General features: G+C 72.9%; 4 protein-coding genes. All 4 read left to right on the top strand.

Going from position 1 to position 20,356, the window contains the following annotated elements:
• Positions 1–241: 241 nt before the first annotated feature.
• The gene (gene rfbA, locus HFV08_RS29235; protein WP_168543579.1) at positions 242–1,114 is read left to right on the top strand and encodes a glucose-1-phosphate thymidylyltransferase RfbA; all 873 of its coding nucleotides are present in this window, start codon (positions 242–244) and stop codon (positions 1,112–1,114) included.
• 30 nt (positions 1,115–1,144) lie between these two features.
• Complete coding sequence (gene rfbB / locus HFV08_RS29230; protein WP_168543577.1) at positions 1,145–2,119, top strand: dTDP-glucose 4,6-dehydratase; 975 nt, start codon at positions 1,145–1,147, stop codon at positions 2,117–2,119.
• 202 nt (positions 2,120–2,321) lie between these two features.
• On the top strand, positions 2,322–15,485 hold the full coding sequence (locus tag HFV08_RS29225; protein WP_210430927.1) for a type I polyketide synthase: 13,164 nt from the start codon (positions 2,322–2,324) through the stop codon (positions 15,483–15,485).
• Entirely contained in the window at positions 15,485–20,353 is a 4,869-nt protein-coding gene (locus HFV08_RS29220; RefSeq protein WP_168543573.1) for a type I polyketide synthase, read from the top strand. Before HFV08_RS29225 ends, HFV08_RS29220 begins: the two co-directional genes overlap by 1 nt.
• Positions 20,354–20,356 lie beyond the last annotated feature (3 nt).

The following is a 20,356-nucleotide window of genomic DNA, read 5'->3' as shown; positions in this document are numbered from 1 at the left end:
TCACCATCAGCACCGTCGAACAACACCTCACCCGCATCTACCGAAAACTCCACATCCAAAACCGCCACCAACTCCCCACCGCACTCCACCCCCACACCAACAAAACCGCATAAAAAGGCACAAACAAACATCACAGGCGTCGCCAATAGGGGCCACCCCTGCACCGCAAGCCCCCTGCGATCCCCCCTATCGCGTGGCAGATCCGCGATTCGGACCGGATACGTTGCTAGCTTCTCGCCGCATGAAGGGCATAGTCCTCGCGGGAGGCAGTGGCACACGCCTGCATCCTTTGACGCATGCGGTCTCCAAGCAGATACTCCCCGTCTACAACAAACCCATGATCTACTATCCGCTGTCGGCGCTCATGCTCGGCGGCATCCGGGAAATCCTGATCATCTCCACCCCGGACCATGTGGGGCTTTTCCGTTCCCTCCTCGGTGACGGCAGCCATCTCGGCCTGTCGATCGAGTACGCCGAGCAGGCGGAGGCGAACGGTATCGCCGAGGCATTCCTCATCGGCGCCGAATTCACCGGGAACGACCCGGTGGCGCTCGTTCTGGGCGACAACATCTTCCACGGTCCCGGTTTCTCCAAGATGCTGCACGCCGAGGCGAGCCGGGTCGACGGCTGCGTGCTCTTCGGCTATCCGGTCAAGGATCCCGAGCGGTACGGCGTCGGCGAGATGGACGCCGACGGAAGACTCGTCTCCCTGGAGGAGAAACCGAGCGTCCCCAAATCGAATCTGGCGATCACCGGCCTGTACCTGTACGACAACGAGGTCATCGACATCGCCAAGAACGTACGGCCCTCGGCCCGCGGTGAACTGGAGATCACCGACGTCAACCGGGTCTATCTGGAACGCAAGAAGGCCAAACTCATCAGCCTCGGCCGGGGTTTCGCCTGGCTCGACACCGGCACCCACGATTCCCTGCTCCAGGCCGGCCAGTACGTGCAGGTCCTCGAACAGCGCCAGGGAGTGCGGATCGCCTGCCTGGAGGAGATCGCCTTCCGTATGGGCTATATCGACGCGGAAGCCTGCCTCCGACTCGGCGAGCAACTCGGCAAGACCGACTACGGGCAGTACCTGATGGACATCGCGATCAAGAGCCACTAGCAGACACGAATTCACCAGAAGGATGGTCCAGTGCGCATAGTTGTGACCGGCGGCGCGGGCTTCATCGGCTCCCACTTCGTCCGGCAGACACTGACAGGTGCCTACCCCGCCTGGGCGGACGCCGAGGTCATCGTGGTCGACAAGCTCACCTACGCGGGCAACTTGGACAATCTCGCCGAGGTCGCCGACAGCGAGCGGCTGACGTTCGTGCACGGCGACATCTGCGACCGCCCCCTGATGGAAGACCTGCTGCGCGGCACCGCGCTCGTGGTCCATTTCGCCGCGGAATCACACGTGGACCGGTCCATTTCGGGGTCCGAGGAATTCGTCACGACCAATGTGCTCGGCACCCACACCCTCCTGAGCGCGGCCACGGGCGCCGGGGTGGAGAAATTCGTGCACGTCTCCACGGACGAGGTCTACGGATCCATCGACAGCGGATCGTGGACCGAGGACTGCCCGCTCGAGCCCAACTCCCCCTATTCGGCCTCCAAAGCCTCCTCCGATCTGCTCGCCCGCGCCTTCCACCGCACCCACAGCCTGCCGGTATGCATCACCCGCTGCTCCAACAACTACGGGCCCTACCAGCACCCCGAGAAAGTCATTCCGCTTTTCCTCACGCATCTCATGGACGGCCACCGCGTCCCCCTCTACGGAGACGGCGGGAACATGCGCGACTGGCTGCATGTGGACGACCACTGCCGCGGTATCGCCCTGGTCGCCGAGAAAGGCGTGCCCGGCGAGGTGTACAACATCGGCGGCGGCACCGAGCTGACCAACCGGGAACTCACCCGGCAGCTGGTCGGCATCTCCGGAGCGGACTGGTCGATGGTCGAGCAGGTCACCGACCGGAAAGGGCACGACCGCCGCTACTCGGTGGACATCACGAAAATCTCCGGCGAACTCGGCTACCGGCCCGCCGTCCCCTTCGCCCAAGGCCTGGCCGAGACCGCGCAGTGGTATCGCGAGCACCGCGGTTGGTGGGAGCCGCTCAAGAAGGGCTGAGCCCTCTTCCCTACCCCGCCGGAACACCCCCGGACACCACCCCTAACCAGCGGATAGGGGTGCCTCCGGTTAGGGGTGGTTCACGCCGCCGGGGGCTGGTTACCGTCGGCCTCTCAATCATCAATCATGGTCAGCCCCTTTCGCTTCGCTCTCGCCACCTTTTCGAGAAGAGTCTGAGGTCGTGATGTCGGATAAATCCGTGATGCGTGATGAGCACATCGCCGTCATCGGGATGGCTTGCCGCGTCCCGGGCGCGTCGACTCCGGACGAGTTCTGGCAGTTGTTGCGCGAAGGCGTCAGCGCTATTACGGAGATACCCGCCGACCGGCACGCGGCAGAACTCGAAGACGCCGGTATTCGATTCGGCGGATTCCTCGACGCGGTCGACGAGTTCGACCCCGAGTTTTTCGGGATTTCCCCGCGCGAGGCGCTCGCCATGGACCCCCAGCAGCGCCTGGCCCTGGAACTGTGCTGGGAGGCGCTGGAGAGCACGGGCACCGACCCCGCCGCCCTGCGCGAGAGCCGCACCGGTGTGTTCATCGGCGCGATCGCGGACGACTACGCGGCACTCGCCCGCCGGGAGCGCATGGGCGTCACCCAGCACACCCTGACCGGCCTCAACCGCGGCATCATCGCCAACCGCCTCTCCTACGTGCTCGGTCTGCGCGGCCCCAGCGTCGCGGTGGACACCGGGCAGTCCTCCTCCCTCACCGCGGTCCACCTGGCCTGCGAGAGCCTGCGGCGCGGCGAGAGCGAGACCACGGTCGCCGGCGGCGTCCAGCTCAACCTGGCCCCCGACAGCTTCCTGGCCGCCTCCGCCTTCGGCGCCCTGTCCCCCGACGGCCGCTGCTTCACCTTCGACGCCCGCGCCAACGGCTACGTCCGCGGCGAGGGCGGCGGCCTCGTCGTCCTCAAGCGCCTGGCGGACGCCGAACGCGACGGGGACCCGGTGCTGTGCGTCATCCGCGGCTCGCAGACCAACAACGACGGCGGCGGTGACAGCCTCACCACCCCCGCCCGCCAGGGCCAGGAGTCCATGCTCCGCGCCGCCTGCGCCCAGGCCGGCATCGCCCCCGGTGCCGTCCAGTACGTCGAGCTGCACGGCACCGGCACCCGGGCCGGCGACCCCGTGGAGGCCCGCGCGCTCGGCGAGGTCCTGGGCGCGGGCCGCCCGGCCGAGGCGCCACTGCGGGTGGGCTCGGTCAAGACCAACGTGGGCCACCTGGAAGGCGCCGCCGGAATCACCGGCCTCATCAAGACGGTGCTCAGCCTGGTGCACCGCGCGCTGCCCCCGAGCCTCAACCACGAGAGCCCGCACCCCGCCATCCCCCTCGGCGAGCTCGGCCTGCGCGTCCAGACCGCCCACGAGGACTGGACCCCGCCCATCGGACTGCCGCGCCTGGCGGGCGTCAGCTCCTTCGGCATGGGCGGCACCAATGTGCATGTCGTCCTGGAGGAAGCCCCCCGCGGCGAAACCGCCGAGGCCGCCCCCGAGCGCCCCGTACCGCCCCGGCAGGTGGCCTGGCCGCTGGCCGCCCGCAGCGAGGACGCCTTGCGTGCCCAGGCCGCCCAGCTGCACACCCACATCCTGAGCCGCCCCGAACTGCACCCCTTGGACGTCGGCTACTCGCTGGCCACCGGCCGTACCGCCTTCGCCCACCGCGCCGTCCTCACCGGCAGCGACCGGAACACCCTCCTCGCGGACCTGCACCACCTCGCCTCCGGCACCACACCAGCCGCCACCGCCCTGCACGGCCGCACCGCCTTCCTCTTCACCGGGCAGGGCGCCCAACGCCTGGGCATGGGGCAGGAGTTGTACGAGACGTTTCCCGCCTTCGCCGCAGCCTTCGACGTGGTGTGCGCGGAACTCGACCAGCACCTGGACGTCCCCGTACGCGACGTCGTCTTCGGGCAAGATGCCGACGCACTCGACCGCACCGTGTCGACGCAGAGCGCGCTCTTCGCGCTCGAAGTGGCCCTCTTCCGGCTGGTCGAATCGTGGGGCGTGGCACCGGACTTCGTCATGGGCCACTCCATCGGAGAGATCTCGGCCGCGCACATCGCAGGGGTGTTGTCGCTCGAAGACGCCGCCGCGTTGACCGCCGCTCGCGGACGCCTGATGCAGGCGCTGCCCGAGGGCGGCGCCATGGTCTCCCTGCAACTGCCCGAAGCCGAAGTGCTGCCCCATCTAGAGGGCTACGAGAACCGGGTGAGCATCGCCGCGATCAACGGCCCCACGGCGACCGTGATTTCAGGCGACGAAGCGAGCGTGCTTGAGATCGCCGAGGCAACCGGCGCCAAGACCAAGCGACTTCGCGTCTCCCACGCCTTCCACTCACCCCTGATGGAGCCCATGCTCGCCGAATTCGGCGTCGTGGCCTCCTCGCTCACCTACCGCACGCCCCGTATCCCGGTCGTCTCCAACGTCACCGGCACCCTCGCCGATGACGAGATCGCCACCCCCGACTACTGGGTACGCCACGTCCGCCAAGCCGTCCGATTCGCCGACGGCGTCGCGGAGTTGGCCGCCCGTGAGGTGACCCGCTTCGTGGAGGTGGGCCCCGGCGGCGTTCTGACCGCGATGGCCCGCGAAAGCCTCCCCCGCACCGCGACCGACACCGGCGCCGACGCGAGCACGGGCACGGGTGCGGGTGCCGCGTTCGTACCGCTGCTGCGCAAGGACCGGCCCGAGGCCGAGGCCCTGTTCGCCGCGCTCGGCCAACTCCACGCCCACGGCGGCGCGTTGGACTGGCACCGGGTCTTCGCGGGGCGTGGTGCCCGGCGGGTGGAGCTGCCCACGTACGCCTTCCAGCGCAAGCGGTACTGGCTGGACAGCCCGCTGCCCGGCGCAGCGGAGGAAGCGGCGCCGGTGTCCTGGCGGGACCGCTACCTCGCGCTGGGCGAGGAAGCGGAGCGGGAGCGGGCGGCGCTGGAGCTGGTGCGGGCGCAGACCGCGAGGGTGCTGGGCCACGGCGGACCGGAGGCGGTGCCCACCGAGCAGGTCTTCAAGGACCTCGGTTTCGACTCGCTGATGTCGGTGGAGCTGTGCGATCTGCTCAGCACCGCGACCGGCAGCAGGCTGGCCGGGGCGGTGCTCTTCGACCACCCCACGCCCGCCGCGCTGGCCCGGCATGTGCAGCAGGTGGTCACCGGCACCCGCGGCGCGCGGGCCATGCGTCCGGTGGTGCGGCGGGCCGCGTCCGCCGAGGAGCCGATCGCGATCGTCTCGATGAGCTGCCGCCTGCCCGGCGGGGTGCGCACCCCGGAAGAGCTGTGGCGGCTGGTCAGCGAGGGCGAGGACGCCATCGCCGCCTTCCCCACCGGCCGCGGCTGGGACCTGGAGGGTCTGTACGACCCGGATCCGGGCCGCCACGGCACCAGTTACGTCCGCGAGGGCGGCTTCCTGTACGAGGCGGACCGCTTCGACGCGGCCTTCTTCGGGATCAGCCCCCGCGAGGCGCAGGCGATGGACCCGCAGCAGCGGCTGCTCCTGGAGACGGCGTGGGAGGCCTTCGAGCGGGCCGGGATCGATCCGGCGGTGCTCAAGGGCAGCGAGGCCGGGGTGTTCGTCGGCGCGATGCCGCAGGACTACGGCCCGCGGATGGACGAGGCGGCGGAGGGCCAGGAGGGCTATCTGCTCACCGGCGGTACGACGAGCGTCGCCTCGGGCCGCATCGCGTACACCTTCGGTCTGCAGGGCCCGGCCGTCACGGTGGACACGGCGTGCTCCTCCTCGCTGGTGGCCCTGCACATGGCGTGCCAGTCGCTGCGGCAGGGCGAGTGCTCGATGGCGCTGGCCGGCGGCGCGACGGTGATGTCGTCCCCCGGCATCTTCGTGGAGCTGAGCCGGCAGAAGGCGCTCTCGCCCGACGGGCGGTGCAAGGCGTTCTCCTCCGACGCCGACGGCACCGGCTGGGGCGAGGGCGTGGGCATGGTGCTCCTGGAGCGGCTCTCGGACGCCCGGCGCCACGGGCACCAGGTCCTCGCGCTGGTACGGGGCAGCGCCACCAACCAGGACGGCGCGAGCAACGGCCTGACCGCGCCGAGCGGACCGGCCCAGCAGCGGGTGATCCGGCAGGCGCTCGCCGACGCGGGCCTGTCGGGCGAGGAGGTCGACGCCGTCGAGGCGCACGGCACCGGCACCTCGCTGGGCGACCCGATCGAGGCGGGGGCGCTGCTCGCCACCTACGGGCAGGACCACTCGCCGCAGCGTCCGCTGTGGCTGGGTTCGCTGAAGTCGAACGTCGGCCACCCGCAGGCGGCGGCGGGCGTGGCCGGGGTCATCAAGATGGTGATGGCGCTGCGGCACGGGGTGCTGCCGAGAACCCTGCACGTACGGGAGCCCTCGCCGCATGTGGACTGGTCCTCGGGCGCCGTGGCACTGCTGACCGAGGCCCAGGCGTGGCCGGAGGCGGGCAGGCCGCGGCGCGCGGGCGTCTCCTCCTTCGGGATCAGCGGCACCAACGCGCACGCCATCCTGGAGCAGGCGCCCCAAGAGCCGCAGGACTCGCCGGAAATGAGGCCCGCGCCGCAGGCACAGGAGCGGGAGCAGGCGGGAGCCGCGGAAGCGGGGGCGTTCGTGCTGCCGTGGGTGCTGTCCGGCCGTACCGAGCAGGCGCTGCGGGAGCGCGCCGAGCAGCTTCTGACCCGGCTCTCGGCCTCCCCCGGAACGGACCCGGCCGTGACGGACCCGGCGAACGCCGAGTCGGCGGACGCGGGCCTGGCGGATGTGGCCTTCTCGCTGGCCACCGGGCGGGCGGTGTTCGACCACCGGGCCGCGCTCGTCGGCCGGGACCACGAGGAGATGCTGGCCGGTCTCACGGCGCTGGCGCAGGGCGGCAGTGCGCCGCAGCTGGCCCAGGGCGCGGGCGGCGGCGGCCGGGGAGCGGTGTTCGTCTTCCCCGGTCAGGGTTCGCAGTGGATCGGTATGGCCTCGGCGCTGTGGGATTCCTCGCCGGTGTTCGCGGCGCAGCTGGAAGCCTGCCTGGAGGCCCTGGAGCCGTTCCTGGACTGGTCGTTGCGGGATGTGCTGCGCGGGGAGGAGGGCGCGCCCTCGCTGTCGCGGATCGATGTGGTGCAGCCCGCGCTGTTCACGGTGATGGTGTCGCTGGCGGCGCTGTGGCGGGCGCACGGCGTCGAGCCGGTCGCGGTGGTGGGGCATTCGCAGGGCGAGATCGCCGCCGCGTACGTGGCCGGGGGTCTGTCCCTGGAGGACGCCGCGCGGGTGGTGGCCCGGCGCAGCCAGGCCTGGTACGAACTGAGCGGCAAGGGCGGCATGTTGTCGGTGCTCGACTCCGCGGAGGCGGTCGCCGAGCGGCTGGGGCCGTGGAGCGAGCGGCTGGGCATCGCGGCGGTGAACAGTCCCGGTGCCGTGACGGTGTCCGGGGACCCCGAGGCGCTGGACGCCTTCATGGCCGAACTGTCGGCGGACGGGGTCAAGTCGCGGCGGATCCCGGGGGTGGACACCGCCGGGCACTCGCCGCAGGTGGACGCGCTGCGGGACCGGCTGCTGCGCGAGGTGGCGGGGGTGGCCCCGGTCGCCTCCCGGATCGCGTACTACTCGACGGTGACCGGCGGGGCGCTGGAGACGACGGCGCTGACGGCGGAGTACTGGTACCGCAATATGCGGGAGCCGGTGGACTTCGAGCGGACCTGCCGGGCGCTGCTGGCCGACGGGCACACCGCCTTCGTCGAGTGCAGTCCGCATCCGATGCTCGCGCTGCCGCTGCAGCAGACCATCGAGGCGGTGGGCGCGGACGCCGTGGTGGTGGGCACCCTGCGCCGTGAGGAGGGCGGCCGGGAGCGTTTCGCGGGTGCCTTCGCCGAGGCCTACGCGCAGGGTGTGCGGCCCGAGTGGGGTGCGGTGTTCGCCGGGCGCGGCGCGCGGCGGATCGCACTGCCGACGTACCCCTTCCAGCGGCAGCGCTACTGGCTGGACAAGCCGGTGGCCGCGGGTGAGGTGGCGGCGGCCGGTCTCGACGCGGCGGGGCATCCGCTGCTCGGCGCGGTGGTGGCGCTGGCGGGCGGGCAGGAGTATCTGCTGACCGGGCGGCTGCTCGCGCAGGGGCAGCCGTGGCTGGCCGAGGGCGCCGAGTCCGGGGCGGCCGTGGTGCCCGGCAGCGTGTTCGCGGAGCTGGCCGTACAGGCGGGTGACCGCTGCGGCTGCCCGCGTATCGAGGAACTTGCCTTGTCCGCACCGCTGTTGCTGCCCGCGCGGGGCGCGGTGCTGCTCCAGGTGCGGGTGGGCGCGCCCGACGAGCAGGGGCGCCGGGACGTGAGCGTGCACGCCCGGGCGCAGGGCGCGGAGGCCGACGAGCCGTGGACGCCGCACGCCACCGCGGTGCTCACCACCGGCAGCGGCGCTCACGTCGACGCCGCTGGTGGGGAGTTCGCTGACGGGACCGCCGCATGGCCGCCGGCGGGTGCGGTGCCGGTGGCCGGTGCGGTCGGCGCCTGGCGTCTTGGCCAGGAGGTGTTCGCCGAAGTCGCCCTGACCGAGGCGGAGTCGGCCGAAGCGGCGGCGTACGCGCTGCATCCGGTACTGCTGGAATCGGTACTGGCGGGGCTGGAACTCCCGGATGTGCCGAGCGGGTTGCGGCTGGCCTCGCAGTGGCGGGGTCTGGTGCTGCACGCGGGCGGGGCTTCGGCGCTGCGGGTGCGGCTGAGCCCGGTGGGCGCGGGAGCGTTCGCGCTCACCGCCCAGGACACCGAGGGCCGTGCGGTGGTCACGGCCGATTCGGTGACCCTGCGGGCCCTCGACGAGGGCGAGTTGGCGGGCGGCACGGGGCGGCACCCCTCGCTGTTCCGGCTCGGGTGGACCGTACTGCGCGCCGAGGGCGGGCAGGAGGCGCGCCTTGCCGTGCTCGGTGAGGACACGCTCGCCCTGGGCGCGGCCACCGGGGCGCAGGTCTTCGAGGAGGCGGACCAGGCCCCGCAGGCGGTGCTGGTCCCGCTCACCGCCGGTGGGGACGAGGTGGCCGAGGCGGCGCACGAGGCGGCCCACCGGGCGCTCGCGCTGATCCAGCGGTGGATCGCCGAGGAGCAACTCGCCGACACCCGGCTGGTGTTCGTCACCCGCGGCGCGCTCGCGGCGGTCGAGGGCGAAGAGGTTCCGGACGTGGCGCACGCCGCGGTCTGGGGTCTGGTGCGCTCGGCCCAGTCCGAGCACCCGGGCCGCTTCGTCCTGGTCGACCTCGACGGGCATCCGGGCTCCGCGCCCGCCCTGCGAGCCGCTCTGGCCTCGGGCGAGGAGCAGTGCGCGATACGCGCGGGCGAGATCCGGGTCCCCCGGCTGGCCCGCGCCGAAGCGAGCCCCGAGGCCGCCGAAGGGGCGGGTGGCGCGCTGGACCCGGAGGGCACCGTACTGATCACCGGTGCCACCGGCACGCTGGGCGGCCTGCTGGCCCGGCATCTGGTCACCGTCCACGGTGTTCGGCGGCTGCTGCTGATCAGCAGGCGCGGCCCGGCCGCCGCGGGCATGGACGAACTGCGCACGGAACTGAGCGCTTTGGGAGCCACGGTCACGGTCGCCGCCTGCGACGCGGCCGACCGGGAGGCACTCGCCCGGCTGCTCGCGGAGATTCCCGCCGCGCACCCGCTGACCGGTGTCCTCCACGCGGCCGGTGTCCTCGACGACGGGGTCGTCGACGCGCTCACCCCCGAACGCCTCGACGCGGTGCTGCGGCCCAAGGCCGACGCCGCGCAGAACCTGCACGAGCTGACGGCGGACGCGGACCTCGCCGCGTTCGTGCTGTACTCCTCCGTCGTCGCGACGATCGGCAACGCCGGACAGGCCAACTACGCGGCCGCCAACGCCTTCCTGGACGCGCTGGCCCAGCACCGCCGGGCGCGCGGACTGAGCGGGCAGTCGCTGGCCTGGGGCCTGTGGGAGCAGGCCAGCGGCATGAGCGGGCATCTGGCCGAGGCCGATGTGCAGCGCATGGCACGCTCGGGTGTCCGCCCGCTGCCCAGCACACTGGGCATGGAGCTCTTCGACGCCGCCCGGGCCACCGGGGACGCCACCCTGGTACCGGTCCTCCTCGACCTCACGGAGCTGCGCAGGCGCGCCGCAGGGGGCGAGACACCCCCGGCCTGGCTGCGCGGCCTGGTGCACACGCCGCCGCGCCGCCTGGTGCGGACCCGGGCGGGCCAGGAGCAGGACACCTCCTTCGGCGCGGCCCTGGCGGCACTGGCACCGGCCATGCGGGAGTCGTTCCTGCTGGATCTGGTACGGGAACACGCCGCGGCCGTCCTGGGTCTGGCCTCGCCGGAGGACATCGCGGCCGGGCGCGCCTTCCGCGAGGTGGGCTTCGACTCGCTGACCGCGGTCGAGCTGCGCAACCGCCTCAACGCGGCCACCGGGCTGCGGCTGCCGGCCACCCTGCTCTTCGACTACCCGACACCCGCCGTCCTCGTCGGCCATCTGCGCACCGAGGCGCTGGGCGAGGAGGCGGCCGCCGTCGAGGTGAGCGCTCCGGTGCGGGGTGCCGACGCGGATGATCCGATCGCCATCGTGGCGATGAGCTGCCGCCTGCCCGGCGGCGCCCGCAGCCCCGAGGAGCTGTGGGAGCTGGTGGCGGAAGGCCGCGATGTCATCTCCGGCTTCCCGGGCGACCGCGGCTGGGACGTCGAGGAGCTGTACGACCCCAACCCCGGTACGCCCGGCCGCAGTTACGCCAAGGAGGGCGGCTTCCTCTACGACGCCTACGACTTCGACGCGGACTTCTTCGGCATCTCGCCCCGCGAGGCCCTGGCGATGGACCCCCAGCAGCGGCTGCTCCTGGAGACGAGCTGGGAGGCGCTGGAGCGCGCGGGCATCGACCCGCACTCCACCCGGGGCACCGCGGCCGGGGTGTTCATCGGCAGCACCGGGCAGGACTACGCCTCCCAACTGCGGGAGATCCCCGAGGAGATGGAGGGCTACCTGCTGACCGGCAAGGCGGCCAGCGTGGTCTCCGGGCGCATCGCCTACTCGCTCGGCTGGGAGGGCCCGGCGCTCACCCTGGACACCGCCTGCTCTTCCTCCCTGGTGGCCATCCACCAGGCGGCGCAGGCACTGCGGCAGGGCGAGTGCACCCTGGCGCTCGCGGGCGGCACGACGATGATGTCCACGCCCAGCCTGTTCGTGGAGTTCAGCCGCCAGCGCGGACTGGCCCCGGACGGCCGTTCCAAGGCCTTCTCCTCCGACACCGACGGCACCAGCTGGGGCGAGGGCGTCAGCATGGTCCTTCTGGAGCGCCTGTCCGACGCGCGGCGCAACGGGCATGAAGTGCTCGCCCTGGTACGGGGATCGGCCGTCAACCAGGACGGCGCCAGCAACGGCCTCACCGCACCCAACGGACCCTCCCAGCAGCGCGTCATCCGCCAGGCCCTCGCCCACGCCGGGCTGAGCGCCGACGAGGTGGACGCGGTCGAGGCACACGGCACCGGCACCCGCCTCGGCGACCCCATCGAGGCGCAGGCGATCCTGGCGACCTACGGGCAGGGCCGGGAGAGCGAACGGCCGCTGTGGCTGGGCGCGTTGAAGTCCAACATCGGCCACACCCAGGGCGCCGCGGGTGGCGCCGGCGTCATCAAGATGGTCATGGCGATGCGGCACGGCCTGCTGCCGCGCACCCTGCACGTCAAGGCGCCCACCCCGCACGTGGACTGGACGGCGGGCGACGTCGAGCTGCTGACCGAGGCCCGTCCGTGGCCGCGCTCGGCACGGGTACGCCGCGCCGGGGTCTCCGCCTTCGGCATCAGCGGCACCAACGCCCACCTGATCCTCGAAGAGGCACCCCCCGCCGAACCGGCCGAGGAGATCACCCCGGAAGAAACCACCACCGAGGACCGCTCCCTCACCAGCACGGCATGGCCGCTCACTTGGCCGCTCTCCGGCCACACCGCCGCAGCCCTGCGCGCCCAGGCCGCCCGCCTGCACACCCACCTCCTCAGCCGCCCCGAACTGCACCCCCTGGACATCGGCTACTCCCTGGCCACCAGCCGGGCCGCCCTCGACCACCGCGCCGTCCTCGTCGGCACCGACCGCGAGCAACTCCTCACGGAACTGGGACAACTCGCCACCGGAATGACCCCCGGCACCACCACCCAGGAAGGCCGCACCGCCTTCCTGTTCACCGGGCAGGGCGCCCAACGCCTGGGCATGGGAAGCGAGTTGTACGAGACGTTCCCCGCCTTCGCCGCAGCCTTCGACGCCGTGTGCGCGGAACTGGACCGCCACCTGGACGTCCCCGTACGGGACGTCGTCTTCGGGCTAGACGCGGAGGCGCTGGATCGCACGGTCTCCACGCAGAGCGGCCTGTTCGCCCTCGAAGTAGCCCTCTTCCGGCTGGTCGAATCGTGGGGCGTGGCACCGGACTTCGTCATGGGCCACTCCATCGGCGAAATCTCCGCCGCACACATCGCCGGGGTGCTCTCCCTCGAAGACGCCGCCGCGCTGACCGCCGCCCGCGGACGCCTGATGCAGGCACTGCCCGAAGGCGGCGCCATGGTCTCCCTGCAACTACCCGAAGCCGAAGTGCTGCCCCATCTGGACGGCTACGAAGACCGCGTGAGCATCGCCGCCATCAACGGCCCCACCGCCACAGTGATTTCAGGCGACGAAGCAAGCGTCCTCCAGATCGCCGAAGCAACCGGCGCCAAGACCAAACGACTTCGCGTCTCCCACGCCTTCCACTCACCCCTCATGGAGCCCATGCTCGCCGAATTCGGCAAGCTCGCAGCCACCCTCACCTACCACACCCCCCGCATCCCCGTCGTCTCCAACGTCACCGGCACCCTCGCCGACGAAGACATCGCCACCCCCGACTACTGGGTACGCCACGTCCGCCAAGCCGTCCGATTCGCCGACGGGGTCCGCTATCTGCACGGCCAGGACGTCGCACGCTTCGTGGAGGTCGGCCCCGCGGGTGTCCTGGCCGCGATGGCCCGCGAAAGTCACCCCGACACCGGGACCGGCAACGGCACGGGCGCAGGTACGGGCACGGGTGCGGGTGCCGCGTTCGTACCGCTGCTGCGCAAGGACCGGCCCGAGGCCCAGGCACTGTTCGCCGCACTCGGCCAACTCCACGCCCACGGCGGCGCGTTGGACTGGCACAAGCTCCACCGGGGTCGCGGTGCACAGCGCGTCGAGCTGCCCACGTACGCCTTCCAGCGCAAGCGGTACTGGTTCGCCGCGCCCGAGGAGACCGGCTCCGAGACGGCTGCCGGAGTCGGGTCCGTGGAGGCGCGGTTCTGGGACGCGGTGGAGCGGGAGGATCTGGCGGAGCTGACGGCCGCCCTGCGGGTGAACGAGCGCACCCGGCTGGGTGAGCTGGTGCCCGCGCTGTCCTCCTGGCGCCGCGGCCAGAGCGACCGGGCGGTGCTGGACTCCTGGCGGTACCGGGTGAGTTGGTACCCGGTGGCCGACAGCGGGCAGTCCGCGGTCTCGGGCGGCTGGCTGGTGGTCGTACCCGCCGGGCAGACCGCGAGCGAACCGGTGGAGTGGGCGCTGCGCGGGCTCCGGGAGCGGGGCGCGCGGGTGGTGCCCCTCCCGGTGGCGGGGCAGGAACCGGCGGAGCTGGCCGGGCGGCTGCGGGAGGCCGCCGCCGAGGGCAGGTTCGCGGGGGTGTTCTCGCTGCTCGCCCTGGACGAGACCGCGTACCCGGAGCATCCGAGTCTGTCGGCCGGTCTGGTGGGCAATCTCGCGCTGGTGCGGGCGCTCGGTGAGGCGGGGATCGCCGCGCCGCTGTGGCTGGCCACCCGGGGAGCGGTGTCGGTCGGCCCCTCGGATCCGCTGAACGGCTGGACGCAGGCGGCCACTTGGGGCATGGGCCGGGTCGTGGCGCTGGAGCATCCGCAGCGCTGGGGCGGTCTGGTCGACCTGGGCACGCATCTGGACGCGCGGGCCGCCGACCGCTTGTGCGCGGTCCTGGCAGGACTTGAGGGGCCGAGCGGGGTGGAGGACCAACTCGCCCTGCGCGACGGCGGAGTGCTGGTGCGGCGGCTGGTGAAGGCGCCGGTACGGGATACGGACAAGAAGGGTTTCACTCCGCACGGCACGGTGCTGATCACCGGCGGTACCGGTGGTCTGGGTGCGCAGGTGGCCCGCCGGCTGGCCCGCGGCGGTGCCGGGCATCTGGTGCTGACCAGCCGCCGCGGCGAGGCGGCGCCCGGCGCCGCGGAACTGCGTACGGAGCTGCTCGCGCTGGGTGCGGACCGGGTGACGGTCGCGGCCTGCGACATGGCCGAGCGGTCCGAGGTCGCGGCGCTGGTCGAGCGGGTCACGACCGGGGGCGAGGCGGTGCGGGCCGTCTTCCACGCGGCCGGGGTGGTGGAGTTCGCGCAGCTCGCGCAGAGCACACCGGCCGACTTCGCGCGGATGGCCGACGGCAAGGTGCGCGGCGCCGGGTATCTGGACGAACTCCTCGACCCGGAGAGCCTTGAGGCCTTCGTCCTGTTCTCCTCGATCGCCGCGACCTGGGGCAGCGGCGGGCAGAGCGCCTATGCCGCCGCCAACGCGCAGTTGGACGCGCTGGCCGAGCACCGCCGCGCCCGCGGACTGCCGGCCACCTCGGTGGCCTGGGGCCCCTGGGCGGACGAGGGGATGATCGAGCAGGGCGAGGTGGCCGAGCATCTGAGCCGCCGCGGGCTGCCCGCGATGGAACCCCGCCTGGCGGTGGCCGCGCTGACCGAGGCGCTGGATGGCCGGGAGACCTCGCTGGTGGTGGCGGATGTGCGCTGGGAGCGGTTCGTGCCCGGCTTCACCTCGGCGCGGTCCCGGCCGCTGCTCGGGGAGCTGGCGGAGGTGCGCGCCGTGCTGGCCGCGCCCGCCGCCGGGGAGAGCGAGTGGGCCGAGGAGGAGGCGCACGGCTTCCTCGAGGGCCTGGCCGGGCTGCCCGCCCAGGAGGTGGAGCGGGCGCTGCGGGATCTGGTGCACGCCCAGACCGCGGCGGTGCTCGGGCACAGTTCGCCGGAGGTGGTCGCCACCGGGCGCGCCTTCAAGGAGCTGGGCATCGACTCGCTGACCTCCGTGGAGCTGCGCAACCGGCTCGGTTCGCTGACCGGCCTGGAGCTGCCGGCCACGCTCGTCTTCGACTATCCCGCGCCCGCGCCGCTGGCGGGTTATCTGCGCGAGGAACTGCTGCGCGGCCGCCCTGACGAGGCGCTCAGCGTCTTCGAGGACCTGGACAAGTGGGAGTCGGCGCTGCCGGAGCTGCTGGCCGACGAGGCGGTACGCGACCGGCTGGCCGGGCGGCTGCACGCGCTGGTGGCCAAGCTCGGCGCGCCGGCGGAGCAGGGCACCGGCTCCGTGGACTCCTCTCTCATATCCGCAACCGCCGACGAGGTCTTCGACTTCATCGACAACGAATTCGGGGCTTCCTGATGGCCAGTGAGAACGAGGAGAAACTCCTCACCTACCTCAAGCGCGTCTCCTCCGACCTCAAGGAGGCCCGCGGCCGCCTGGAGGAGGCGGAGGCCAAGGAGCACGAGCCCATCGCGATCGTCTCGATGGCCTGCCGCTTCCCCGGCCAGGTGCGCTCCCCGGAGGACCTGTGGGAGCTGGTGGCGGGCGGCCGCGACGCCGTCTCCGCCTTCCCCGCGGGCCGCGGCTGGGACCTGGAGGCCCTCTACGACCCCGACCCCGGCCGCTCGGGCACCTGCAACACCCGCGAGGGCGGCTTCGTCCACGACGCGGACCGCTTCGACCCGGCGTTCTTCGGGATCTCCCCGCGCGAGGCGGCGGGCATGGACCCCCAGCAGCGGCTGCTCCTGGAGGTGTCCTGGGAGGCCGTGGAGCGGGCGGGCATCGACCCGCTGAGCCTCAAGGGCAGCAGGTCCGGGGTGTTCGTGGGGCTCGCCTCCTTCCAGTACGGCGGCGATCCGCAGTACGCGGACAAGAGCGTCGAGGGCCATCTGCTCATCGGCAATGTCACGAGCGTGGCCTCCGGCCGGATCTCGTACACCCTGGGTCTCGAGGGACCGGCGATCACCCTGGACACGGCGTGCTCGTCCTCGCTGGTGACGATGCATCTGGCGGCGCAGTCGCTGCGCCGGGGCGAGTGCTCGCTCGCGCTGGCGGGCGGGGCGGCCATCATGTCCACGCCGGGTGTCTTCGTGGAGTTCAGCCATCAGCGCGGGCTGTCCGCGGACGGCCGCTGCAAGTCCTTCGGCGCGGGCGCGGACGGCACCGGGTGGGGCGAGGGCGCCGGCATGGTGCTCCTGGAGCGGCTCTCGGACGCCCGCCGCAACGGGCACCAGGTCCTCGCGGTGCTGCGCGGCAGCGCGATCAACCAGGACGGGGCGAGCAACGGCCTCTCGGCGCCCAACGGTCCCGCCCAGCGCCGCGTCATCGAGGCCGCGCTGTCGGAGGCCGGGCTGACGGTGGCCGAGGTCGACGCGGTCGAGGCGCACGGCACCGGCACCTCCCTCGGCGACCCGATCGAGGCGAACGCCCTGCTCGCCACCTACGGCAAGGACCGCGGCGACGGCGACCCCCTGTGGCTCGGCTCGCTGAAGTCGAACATCGGGCACACCCAGGCCGCCGCCGGAGTCGGCGGCGTCATCAAGACCGTCATGGCCCTGCGCCACGGCATCCTGCCCAAGACCCTGCACGCCGAGGAGCCTTCCCCGGCGGTGAACTGGGCTTCCGGCGCGGTGGAGTTGCTGACCGAGGCCCGCCCCTGGCCGCAGCACGAGCGGCCGCGACGGGCCGGGGTCTCGGCCTTCGGGGTGAGCGGCACCAACGCCCACGTCATCCTCGAACAGGCCCCGCCGCACGAGGAGTTGACCGCGAGCGGGCAGCAGGAGGCGCCGGAGGCCGGACAGCCGGGTGTGCTGGGCGGCGCGGTCGTCCCGGTGATGTTCTCCGGACGCAGCGAGGCCGCACTGCGCGCCCAGGCACGGCAGTTGCTCACCCGGGTGGACGAGGACCCGGAGCTGTCCCCGGCCGCCCTGGGCCGGGCGCTGGCCACCGGGCGTTCGGCCTTCGAGTACCGGGCCGTGGTGGTGGGCGAGGACCGCTCCCGCCTGCTCAGCGGCCTCAAGGCCCTCGCCGCGGGCGGCTTGGCGCCGCACACGGAACGGGGTCAGGGCGTGACGGTGCCCGAGGTCCGCCCGGTGTTCGTCTTCCCCGGGCAGGGTTCGCAGTGGGCGGGCATGGCCGTCGAACTCCTCGACTCCTCCCCCGTGTTCGCCACCCGGATCGCCGAATGCGAGGCCGCACTCGCGGAGTTCGTCGACTGGTCACTGACCGCAGTCCTGCGCGAAACCGAAGGCGCACCCTCCCTGGAACGCGTCGACGTCGTCCAGCCCGCCCTGTGGGCCATCATGATCTCCCTCGCCGAAGTATGGCGGGCGTGTGGAGTCACCCCCGCCGCCGTCGTCGGACACTCCCAGGGCGAGATCGCCGCAGCCGTCGTCGCCGGAGCCCTCACCCTCCAGGACGGCGCACGCGTCGTCGCCCTGCGCTCCCAAGCCATCGGCCGCCAACTCGCCGGACGCGGCGGCATGATGTCCGTCTCCCAACCCGCCGACCAGGTACGAGAACGCCTCACCGCCTGGGACGGACGACTCTCCCTCGCCGCCGTGAACGGGCCCGCGTCGACGGTCGTCTCCGGCGACCCCGACGCGCTCAAGGAACTCCTCGCCCAGTGCGAGAGCGACGGTGTCCGGGCGAAGATCATCCCGGTCGACTACGCCTCCCACTCCGCCCACGTGGAGGAACTGCGCGAGGAATTGCTGACCGTTCTCGCGCCGATCAAGCCGCGCAGTGCCCGGGTGGCCTTCCACTCGACCGTGGACGGGCGGCTGTTGGACACCGCGGGGCTGGACGCCGCGTACTGGACGCGGAATCTGCGCGAGACGGTGCGTCTGGAGGAGGCCACCCGGGGGCTGCTCGCGGGCGGGCACCGGCTGTTCGTGGAGGTGAGTCCGCATCCGGTGCTGACGGCGGCGATCGAGGCGACGGTCGAGTCGGCCGAGAGCCAGGCCGGTGTCCTCGGCACGCTCCGGCGTACGGAGGGCGGACCGCAGCGGATGCTCCTTGCGCTGGCGCAGGCCTATGTGCAGGGCGCGGAGGTCGACTGGCCGGCGCTGTTCGCCGGGCCGCGGGGTCCGCAGGTGGACCTGCCCACCTACCCGTTCCAGCGGGAGCGGTACTGGGTGGAGCCGCAGCACACCCCCTCCGGCGGCGCGCCGGAGGCGGACTTCTGGACGGCCGTCGACAACGCGGACCTCCAGGCGCTGACGTCGGCTCTGGGCACCGATCCCGAGGCGCCGCTCAGCGCGGTCGTTCCGCTGCTGTCCGCTTGGCGGGCGCGCCGCAACGACCAGGCCGCGCAGGACTCGTGGCGCTACCGGATCGGCTGGCAGCCCGTGGCGGGCGCCGACTCCCCCGCGTTGAGCGGGACTTGGCTGCTCGCGGTCCCGGACGCCCCGGCCGGGGATCTCGTCGAGGAGGTCGCCGGGTGGCTGAGCGGTGCCGGTGCCACGGTGGTGACCGTACCGGTGGGTGACGAGGAGCGCGGTGCCCTGGCCGCCCGGCTGACCGAGGCCCTGGGCGGCGGCGCGCCGGGCGGGGTGCTGTCGCTGCTGGCCCTGGATAAGGCCCCGCACCCCGCGCACCCCGAGGTGCCGGCCGCGGTGGCCGCCACGCTGGCCCTGGTGCAGGCGCTGACCGCCGCGGGGATCGAGGCGCCGCTGTGGTGCCTGACCCGGGGCGCGGTCTCCACCGGCGGCGCCGACCGGCTGGCCGCCCCCGGGCAGGCCCTGCTGTGGGGTCTGGGCGCGGTGGTGGCCCTCGAACACCCGCAGCGCTGGGGCGGGTTGGTGGACCTGCCCGCACAACGGGACGCATACGCGGGCGAGTTGCTGTTGGCCGCGCTCGGGCAGGACGGCGAGGACCAGCTCGCCGTGCGCTCCTCGGGGCTGCTTGCGCGGCGGCTGCGGCGAGCGGGCGCGGACGCGGCGACCGAGGGCTGGCGCCCGCGGGGCACCGTCCTGGTCACCGGCGGTACCGGCGGCGTCGGCGCGCAGATCGCCCGCTGGCTCGCCCGCAACGGCGCCGCCCACCTGGTGCTGGCCGGGCGCCGCGGGCCGGAAGCCCCCGGCGCGAAAGCCCTCGAAGCCGAACTGGCCGGGCTGGGCGCCAAGGTGACGATCGCCGCCTGCGACGTCGCCGACCGGGAAGCACTGGCGGCGCTGTTCGACTCCCTCGCCGAGGACGAGGGTGCGTCCGCCGAGGGCGGGTCGGCGCTGACCGCGGTGGTGCACGCGGCGGGCGCCCTGGAGGACGCCACCGTGGACGCGCTCACGGTGGAGCAGACGGCCAGGGTGCTGCGGCCCAAGGTGGCCGGTGCCCGGAACCTGGACGACCTCACCCGCGAACGGGGCCTTCAGCTCGACGCCTTCGTCGTCCTGTCCTCGATCGCCGGAACCCTGGGCGCGGCCGGGCAGGCCAACTACGCGGCCGCCAACGCCTTTGTGGACGCGCTGGCCCGCCGCCGGCGCGGCGACGGGCTGCCCGGTGTCTCGATCGCCTGGAGTGCCTGGGCGGACGGCGGCATGCTCGGCGCGGAGGTGGCCGAGCAGTTGCGGCGCCGCGGAGTGCGCCTGCTCGACGGCGAGCAGGCGACCGGGATCCTGGGCCGTTCGGTCTCTGCGGGCGACGGCTTCCTGGTCGTCGCGGACCTGGACTGGGAACGCTTCGCGCCCTCGCTTTCGGCCACCCGGCCGCTGCCGCTGCTCGCCGAGATCGTCCCCGACGATCCGGCCCAGGCAGCGGGCGCGGAGGCACAGGAGGCGGGCGGTGGTGCGCTGCGCGCCCGGCTCGCCGCTCTGGACCCGGCCGACCAGGACAGCGCGCTGGCCCAACTGGTCGCCGAGCAGGCCGCCGCCGCGCTCGGCTACGCGGACGCCGGTGCCATCGAAGCGGGCCGCGCCTTCAAGGAGTTGGGCTTCGACTCGCTGACCGCCGTCGATCTGCGCAACCGGCTCGGCGCGGCCACCGGGCTGCGGCTGCCGGTGACCCTCGTCTTCGACTACCCCACCGCGGACGATCTCGCCCAGCTGCTGCGCGAGGAACTCCTGCCCCGTACCGGCCCCTTGGCGACCGGTGCCGCGGAGGTGCCCGGCACCCGCTCCGTCCTTCCCCAGCTGGAGCGGGCCGACCTCGAAGAGGCCACCGACGAGGAGATGTTCGCGCTGCTCGACGACGTGTTCACGCTGCTGGACGAGGACTTGGCCGCCTCATGACCC

The organism is Streptomyces physcomitrii, assembly GCF_012273655.1.
Lineage (GTDB): Bacteria > Actinomycetota > Actinomycetes > Streptomycetales > Streptomycetaceae > Streptomyces > Streptomyces physcomitrii.
The sequence above is the reverse complement of the archived record's forward strand: the minus strand, read 5'-3'. Positions and strand labels throughout refer to the sequence as shown.

Coding starts and splice junctions, on each gene's coding strand:
- rfbA (WP_168543579.1), top strand. CDS start 242: ATGAAGGGCATAGTCCTCGCGGGAGGCAGTGGCACACGCCTGCATCCT.
- HFV08_RS29220 (WP_168543573.1), top strand. CDS start 15,485: ATGGCCAGTGAGAACGAGGAGAAACTCCTCACCTACCTCAAGCGCGTC.
- HFV08_RS29225 (WP_210430927.1), top strand. CDS start 2,322: ATGCGTGATGAGCACATCGCCGTCATCGGGATGGCTTGCCGCGTCCCG.